Source organism: Streptomyces sp. NPDC031426 (genome assembly GCF_055581585.1).
The window spans coordinates 32,412-40,113 of sequence record NZ_JBVIJE010000030.1; the positions used below are offsets into that span (position 1 = coordinate 32,412).

The 7,702-nt window shown below is 68.8% G+C and carries 7 protein-coding genes and 1 pseudogene; 3 read left to right on the forward strand and 5 right to left on the reverse strand.

Going from position 1 to position 7,702, the window contains the following annotated elements; translation table 11 throughout:
- Positions 1 to 900: 900 nt before the first annotated feature.
- Positions 901 to 2,070 (reverse strand): RNA-guided endonuclease InsQ/TnpB family protein, encoded by a 1,170-nt coding sequence (locus ACZ5NH_RS37750; protein WP_468781856.1) that lies wholly within the window; start codon positions 2,068 to 2,070, stop codon positions 901 to 903.
- Between the two features lie 11 nt (positions 2,071 to 2,081).
- On the opposite strand from ACZ5NH_RS37750, the gene tnpA reads away from it, so the two are divergent.
- The 3 genes and pseudogenes from tnpA to ACZ5NH_RS37765 form a co-directional block, all read left to right on the forward strand.
- Positions 2,082 to 2,510 (forward strand): IS200/IS605 family transposase, encoded by a 429-nt coding sequence (gene tnpA, locus ACZ5NH_RS37755; RefSeq protein ID WP_468781857.1) that lies wholly within the window; start codon positions 2,082 to 2,084, stop codon positions 2,508 to 2,510.
- Between the two features lie 288 nt (positions 2,511 to 2,798).
- Positions 2,799 to 3,530 (forward strand): dienelactone hydrolase family protein, encoded by a 732-nt coding sequence (locus tag ACZ5NH_RS37760; protein ID WP_468781858.1) that lies wholly within the window; start codon positions 2,799 to 2,801, stop codon positions 3,528 to 3,530.
- 187 nt (positions 3,531 to 3,717) lie between these two features.
- A pseudogene (locus tag ACZ5NH_RS37765) lies at positions 3,718 to 3,963 on the forward strand (hypothetical protein); the annotation flags it as partial.
- A gap of 42 nt (positions 3,964 to 4,005) precedes the next feature.
- Here ACZ5NH_RS37765 and ACZ5NH_RS37770 read toward each other — a convergent pair.
- The 4 genes from ACZ5NH_RS37770 to ACZ5NH_RS37785 form a co-directional block, all read right to left on the reverse strand.
- A complete protein-coding gene (locus ACZ5NH_RS37770; RefSeq protein WP_468781859.1) occupies positions 4,006 to 4,455 on the reverse strand; it encodes a hypothetical protein in 450 nt (149 codons plus the stop codon).
- The gene (locus ACZ5NH_RS37775; RefSeq protein WP_468781861.1) at positions 4,452 to 4,994 is read right to left on the reverse strand and encodes a GNAT family N-acetyltransferase; all 543 of its coding nucleotides are present in this window, start codon (positions 4,992 to 4,994) and stop codon (positions 4,452 to 4,454) included. Before ACZ5NH_RS37775 ends, ACZ5NH_RS37770 begins: the two co-directional genes overlap by 4 nt.
- Positions 4,995 to 5,325: 331 nt before the next feature.
- The gene (locus ACZ5NH_RS37780) at positions 5,326 to 6,171 is read right to left on the reverse strand and encodes a peptidoglycan recognition protein family protein (protein ID WP_468781863.1); all 846 of its coding nucleotides are present in this window, start codon (positions 6,169 to 6,171) and stop codon (positions 5,326 to 5,328) included.
- 11 nt (positions 6,172 to 6,182) lie between these two features.
- Positions 6,183 to 7,652: a DUF6519 domain-containing protein gene (locus ACZ5NH_RS37785; protein WP_468781865.1), complete on the reverse strand. Its 1,470-nt coding sequence runs from the start codon at positions 7,650 to 7,652 to the stop codon at positions 6,183 to 6,185.
- Between the last annotated feature and the right edge of the window lie 50 nt (positions 7,653 to 7,702).

Below are 7,702 nucleotides of genomic sequence, written 5' to 3' on the forward strand. Positions count from 1 at the left end.
CAAGAGGGCTTCTCGAAACCGAGTGGGGGCTGGGTTTGTGCTGGTCAGCGATTCAGCGCACATTCGGTGCGCGCCGGGGGCGCGGTGAATCCCGTGGCGTGCGCTGGAGGTACTTGTGTCTGCCCTGACGTGGATTGATGTGGTCCTCTTGCCGGTCTTCGCCGTGTAGGTGCCTTCCTGCAGCCACGAGTAGGCGGTGTGCAGGGCGTCGGAGGCGTCACGACGCATGGCGGCTGACCCGTGGTCGTGGTCGTGGGCGTAAATCTTCGCCACGGCCGTGTCCAGGGCACGCACGTTCACGGCGCCGATCTGGCCCGGCGGGGCCCCATCCCGTGGGGAGAGGACGGGAATGAGCGACAGGGCCGCGCCTGCGCTGTCGGCCATGAACCCGCGGCGGTTCACCTGCTCCTCCTCTGCGTTCGCCGTGCCTGCCGGTACGCCGGGGCGGGCCGGGGCGCTGAGCTTGAAGCCCAGCTCCTGCATGGTGCGTCCAGTCAGCCGGGTGAGGATCCGCCGGTAGACCGCCCTGGGGAGCTGGACGTCGCCGTCTTCCCATGCCGCCACCAGGCGCGCGGTGCAGGCGACCGGCTCACCCATCTCCTCGCCTGTCTCCACGATGAGCTTCGCGAACTCCTGGCGGGACCTCTGCAGTTCGTCCACGCGCACGGCACGCAAACGGGCGTTGGCGTTTGGGGCGGTCGACCTCGAGTCTCGCCCGCCATTGCCAGTGACGGGCTGCAGCGTCTTCAATTGTGGTCGCGCAGGAAGGTACGGATCTCGTCGCGGGTCGGGTAGTTCGGCAGGGGGCTGGCTTGTCGTCAACTTGACCCGGCCCTAATGGACCGGGCTTGGAGGTAGCGCCCGACTGGCTGCTGGGTTGGCTCCTCCGTCCAGACACCCTTATGGGGTGGGAGGGACGCGTGACTCACGCCCCGCAGTCCACGCGTCCTTGCCCCTGCGGGCGAGGACACGGGAAGCGTTCCGGTCGGCGTGCGCAACGACGCCGCACGACCGGCATGCGAACTTGGCTTGGGAGATCCGGTTGAGCCGGTCGACGTGTCCGCAGTCCGCGCACTCCTTGGAGGAGTAGGCGGGGTCCACGAACACGACCGGGACACCGGCCCTGCGTGCCTTGTAGACGATGAAGTCTGCGAGCTGGGCGAAGGCCCAGGCGTGGAGTGCGACCCGTTGGGGCTTGCGGAGCCGTACCCTCTGCCGGATCCCCTTGAGTTCTTCCAGGGAGATCCCGGCCGAGGTGCGTTCAGCCTCGGTCACGATCGTCTTGGCGATGATGTGGTTGGTGTTCTTGACGTGCCGCGCCTCGCGGCGGGAGCGCTCCTTCAACCGGCGCTTGGCGCTCTTGGTGCGCTTCTTCTGGAGCTTGGCCCGCAGGGCAAGCTGCCGCTTGCGGTACCGGTTCAGGCCGCGCCCGGCGGCCTGGTAGCCGGTGGACGTAGTGGAGATATTGACGATGCCGAGGTCCACGCCGATGAACCCGTCCGGCTCGTAGGGCTCGCCCTCGGGAACCTCGCACGTGGCGATCAGGTAGAAGCTGCCGTCACGCTCGATCAGGTCGGACTCGCCCTTGCGGTACTGCTGGAGCATCTTGAGCGCGTCGGCGGAGCAGGAGAAGCGGACGTTCTTGATGCGTCCGGCGGTGGTCCAGATCGACACGGTCTGCTGGTCGTACTGCCAGGACAAACACCGGTCGTCATACGGCTGCGCGGCCTCGGGGCGGAACGTGATCGGCTTGGACTCCGCCTTGATCCGCCGCTTCGACTTCGGCTTGCCCAGGTTCCCGGCGCGCATGTTGGCGTGCAGCGTGGTGTACGCGTCACGCACCTTCTTGATCACGTGCTGCGCCGCCTGCGCCCCGAGCCCGCAGACTTTGAGGTGCGGGTACGTGTGCTTGCGCAGCTCGTACTCACGCGGCACGCCATGGGCGAACGCAACCTCAGAGACCCAGCACGCCAGATCGTTGACCGTGCGCAGGGTCGCCGACATCGCGGCGGCCTGCGCGGCCTCCGGCATCAGCTTCACCTGCGTCACGACCTTCACGAACGTGATCATAACATTGCTCTGTGTCACCTCGATGGGAGCCAAACCCCGATATCCGCAGGGGCCGTAGTGTCGTCTACACCCTCCACGCGCACTTGGTCTTCACCCCCAAGTACCGGCGCGGACCGTTCACCGACGACATCCTCAAACGCTGCGAAGAGGTCATGCGCGACGTATGCGCCGACTTCGGCGCGGAGCTGCGGGAGTTCAACGGCGAACGCGACCACGTACACCTACTCGTGCACTACCCGCCCAAGGTGGCTATCTCCCGGCTCGTCGGCAGCCTCAAGGATGTCTCCGCCCGCAGGCTCCGGCAGGAGTTCCCCGGCCACATCCGCAAGTACCTGTGGGGCGAACACTTCTGGTCGCCGTCCTACTTCGCCGCCTCATGCGGGTGCGCACCGCTCGCCGTGGTAAAGGAGTACATCGCGAATCAGAAGCGTCCCGAGTGAGGTCAACAGTGCAGACCCGTGCTCCGGTGCGGGGTCACCCCTAATTGAGAAGCGATTCCTCCCGGGCCTGAAGGCCCGGCGTTCCTCGCTAGTGCCGCATCGGACAACGTTCGCCCTGTCGGCATCCCTGCCCGGGCCAGGGTGGAGTCCTTCGTGATACGTTCCTGCCGCCGTGCACTGCTGCGAACTGAGGAGGTGAGACCGATCAACGCTTTGACAGGTCGGGCCTCCCTCCCTCGCATGGCCTAGGGAGCGCCCGCAGAGGCATCCCGAAAGGCATGAACCGCTATGCGCTTCATATCTGAGACATCGTCCGGCGGCGTCCGCGAACAGCTCTTCACCCTCGGCGACATTCCTGGCGTGTTGTGGACGCCAGAAGGTGCCGTCGCCACTCGTCCGCTCGTCTTGATGGGACACGGTGGCGGTCAGCACAAGGAGGCTCCTGACGTCCTGGCTCGTGCACGCCGCTTCGTGACCGAATGCGGTTTCGCGGTCGTGGCGGTCGACGTTCCCGCCCATGGTGACCGGCCGAAGGTTGAGGAGTATGACCGGATCGCGACTGAGAACCAGGCTCGCGTGGAAGCCGGTGAAGAGTTGGCCCCGCTGATCGCCGACTTCCAGGCGCTCGTGGCCCGCCAGACCGTGCCGGAATGGCGGGCGGTCCTGGACGCGGTTCAGCAACTCGAGCACGTAGGCGCCGGCCCGGTGGGTTACTGGGGGGTTTCGCTGGGATGCGGACTCGGTGTTCCGTTCGTCGCTGCCGAACCGCGGGTCCGCGCGGCGGTACTGGGCTTGGGCGGGGTGCTGGCCTCGGCCGAGGCCGCCGCGCGGATCACCGTCCCAGTGGAGTTCTTGGTGCAGTGGGACGATGAGCGGGTGCCGCGGGTTCAGAGCTTGGCGCTGTTCGACGCCTTGGCCTCGGCCGAGAAAACGTTGCACGCCAACCCCGGCAAGCACGGGGAGATCCCGGCATTCGAGCTGGAGAGCACGCTGAGGTTCTTCGCCCGGCACCTCGGCTGATACCGCCGCCTGCAGTCCGCGACGCGCCGATCGGGAACCGGATCCCGATCGGCGCGTTCACTGAAACTGGTCGGCGTGGCCGACAGAGTTCAGGTTCGACACATCGACGATGACGAGGGACAGCGCCTGCTGCGGATCATCCGCAGAGGCACCGGGTCAGTGGTGACATGGCGGCGGGCCCAGATGGTGCCAGCGCGTCGGCGACTGGGCCACCACAAACAACGTCGAGATCGCCTACACGCCGACGAACAGCTCCTGGCTCAACCGCATCGAAGCCCAGTTCACCGCCCTGCGCTACTTCACCCTCGACGGCACCGACCACACCACCCACAAGGAGCAGGGCAGCATGATCCGTCGCTACATCATCTGGCGAAACCGCCACGCCGACGACCAACGCCTTCAGGAGGTCGTCGACAGGGCGAACGTTGCCTGACGCAGCACGAGATTCCGCTGAACTAGCGCCGGCGGCTGCGGATCACGTCTCGTCGGAGACGATTGCGGCGTTCAGCACGCGCAGAGCGTCATCGTATTGATGACGGTCGAACTGGAACGGACCGAATGCCGTGTACTCGCGGGTCTTGCGATGGGGTTGCTCGAAAGAGTCCCAGATCACGAGGTCGGCTGGCGTGGTGATGCGGGCCATGAGAGGCCAGCATCCCCACTCGCCGCATTCACGACCAAGAACGGGTGTCTTCGGCCCCATAGCTTTGGCGGACCGTCCGAGGAAGTGGTCCTGCATCGGGCCGAACCGGAAGAACTCCGGGATCAGACCGCCGTAGGCGTCGCCTGCGGGCTGCATTCCGGCCGCGATCTCGAACCCGTCGATCAGCTCGGTGAGTGGTGCTCCGTCGATGCGGGGGACGATCACGAGCGGGCCGCCGTCGCCCCGGTGCCGGCAGTCGAACCGGATCTCCTTGCTGGTCATTCACCGGATCCGGCCCCGAGCTGACCGGCAACCGCATCCGCACCACGGCCGCCAAGCTCGAGCTGATACCAGGTGCCCGGCTTACCGCCGAGGTCGGCCGGGTCCGCCGGGCCAACCGGGACGAACCCTGTCTTGGTCAGCACCCTCTGGGACGCGGCATTGTCACGGGAGGTGGCCGCCCGCAGTGTGCGCAGCCCGTGCCGCGCCACCGCCAGCCGGCACAGCTCCCGGACGGCCGCGGTCGCCACGCCGCGGCCGGCGACGTGCTGTGCGACCCGGTAACCGAGCTCAGCAGTGGCATCCCTGAAGCGGTACAGGTTGAACCGGCCCAGAATCGAGCCATCCTCGGCAACGAGCACGTAGAAGGCGCCGATGCCGGCCTCTTGCTCAGTCAACAAGGCGCTGTACCGGTCGGCGAACTGGTCGAAGAACTGGTCACCGCGGTCGGAGACCGAGGCAGCGAAGTAGGCGCGGTTCGCCAGCTCGAAGGCCAGGACCGCCGGGGCATGGCCGGCATGCAGCGGCTTCAGCTCGGGCACCGCCCGACTCTACCCTCATGATGCGTTGAGGCCACCTGAGTTTCCGCCGGCGGCAGACGGCACCCACGGGTTCGACCGGGGAGTGTCGGCGAGCTCGCCTTCCATGCTCGCCTTCAGCAGGCCTCCGCCCACCCCCGAGGCGCCGCCGAAGACCATGCTGTCCTCGGCGGCAGGGGCCAAGGACAGTGGGTGCGGCCGGAATTCGGCGCTATGGGTTCCGCCGCGGGCATCAGCCGGGAAGCACGGCCGGACCTTGCGCTCGGGGTTGTCCCTGTTCGTATCGGCCGAACTCCATCAGGACAACCCCGCGCGATGCGTCTCTGCCTCCTTGTCACCCCTCCGCCGGAGGTGGGGACGGCTTGGGGCCGTGGGGCGCGGAGTCGGGGAGGAAGAAGTCCAGGAGAGCTTCGCGCACCGGGTGGTGCTGGCGGGCCCGGATCGATGTCGCGGAGTCCTGCGCGCGGGGCTGGGGTACTGGATCGGCCGCGGGGGACGGTTGCTGCGACGCCATCGCCGAGAGCTGGCCCGAGGACGGAGTCAGGGGCGTCTCTTCGGCGGTTGGGGCGGAGGGGGATGCGACCGACACCGACAACAGCTCCCGGACGATCTCCTCGGCGTGCTCGTGGCGCGGGCGCATGTCGGAGACGCTGATGCCGTAGGAGGCCAGGACGCGCGGGAGGAGGCAGTCCTCCCACTGCTGGATGCGGTGGGGTCCCGGACACGACTTGGGGATGGGAGTCCAGGGGCTTGGCGAACCGAGGAGCGTGTGGTGGGCCAGGCCGGGGTCGGCAGCCGTGCGGCAGGCCCGGTGGGCGATGGCGGGGTGGGTGCGCATCAGCCACCAGTGGAGGCGGATCAGGGCGTCCAGCTGGGCGTCCGTCCAGGGGTCGGAGACGTGCCCCTCCGTCGTGATGGACACCGCGCCGGTGCCGTCGGAGCGGAGGTTGCCGCGGTACGCGGAGTCGGCGGGGGTGGACGTGTCCAGCCACTGGGTGATCTTTCCCGTGGCGGAGACGCCGAAATGGCTCCAGCCGCGGGCGTCGGGCCGACGGAAGCGGATGTCCGCGGCGGCGAGGGTCATGTTCGCCGTGTGGACGATGATCTGGGTCGGCTGGAGGGGCGAAGGCGGCTTCGGCCCGGTGAGAAGCCGGACCGAGGCGAAGGGACAGAGGGGCACGTCAGTTCTCCTCAGCTCTCCTGGGAGTCCGCGTTCGCGTCGGAGAGCGGTGTGGCCAGGGGGTAGAAGACGCGGCGGAGGTCGGAGTGGGAGTTCTCGCCGGTGATCCAGGCCAGCGGGGCGTAGTGGACGTCGATGCCGAGCGGGTGTCGCAGGAGGGGGTCCCCGGCGGTGTTGGCCGGCCACTCGACGGCGCCGGTGACGGTGCGGGTCGGGACCAGCCAGAAGTCGCCGCAGCGGTAGGAACCGCCGGGGTTGAAGTAGACCTGGAGGCCGTCCTCCAGCTCCAGCCAGGTGCCCTCCTCGACGGGCAGGGCGCCGCCGTCGGTGCGCGGGCGGTGGCCGGGGGTCCCGGTGGAGGCATGGTCCCAGCGGCGCAGGAAGGGGTGGCGCTCGGGCAGCGCGCCGATGCCGGGGAGCGGCTCGGCGGAAAGGCGGACCCGGCGGCCGGGGAGGTCGATCTCCTCGACGCGCAGCAGGGGCGCGGGCTCGCCGCGGCTGAGGTAGGCGGAGTCGCAGACCTCGACGCGGTCGCCGACGTCCAGGGTGAGCTTGTCGTCGTCACCGAGGGTGGACAGCGCGACCCAGGTGCCGTCGAGTTCGGCGATCGGGAAGGTGACGCTGCCGTTCTCCCTCGACCACTTGAAGGTCGCGCCCCGCTCGGCCGTGCCGCCCTGGTGGATCTCGATGCGGTAGAGCTGGTTCTCCGGGCCGCGGTAGCGGGCGTCGGGCCGGACCAGGCAGGGCTCGTCCGCCGCTCCCTCCGGCCGCTCGGCGCGGGCGGCCAGGAGGGCGGTGGAGCGCTGGGCGTCGACCCAGTTGTAGAAGGCGTCGCGTACGGTGGCGGCACCGCCGTCGCCGACCTCCAGGTCCTGGGCGGAGAGGGTGAGCACCTGCCAGACGGTCTTGACGCGGGCGGCCGTGTCGGGCATGGCGGCGCCGAGCGCGACCTCGCGGATCTCGGGGTCCTCGACGGCGGTGACGCTGCGGTCCCAGACCTTCAGGTACGCCAGGAAGGGGAAGGGGGCGGGGAGTTTGTCGCCCGGAAGCTCGGGGTCGCGGTAGGCGTCGGGCTGGTTCCAGTACGACCAGGTGGCGGAGGTGGGGGACGGTATGACGCCGTCGCTGTCCGCGCCGTCGGTGTCCAGCGGCCGTGGGCCGCCGCTGGGGACGGCCAGGGCCGGCTGGGGGCGCGTCGCGTCGACCTGGATGCCGTCGACGTAGTAGCGGCCGGCGCCGATGGTGAGGTCCGGGTGGGTGCCGTTTACGTAGGTGATCTCGAAGCCGGGGCCTTCGCCGGACCTCGTGCCGGGCCCGCCGTCGGTGCCGATCAGGTCGCGGGCCAGGGTGCGGGAGCGGAACAGCTCGATCGCTGCCTGCTCGTTGGCGTCGGCGTCCAGTTGGACGCGGCCCTGCTGGGCGAGCACCGCGGAGTAGTGCTTTCCGGGCTGGTGGGTCAGGCGCGAGAAGTCGCCGTGCATGGTCCCCCTCAACTTTCTTGTGCTGGTGCGCCGATGGGTGGTCTGCGTCT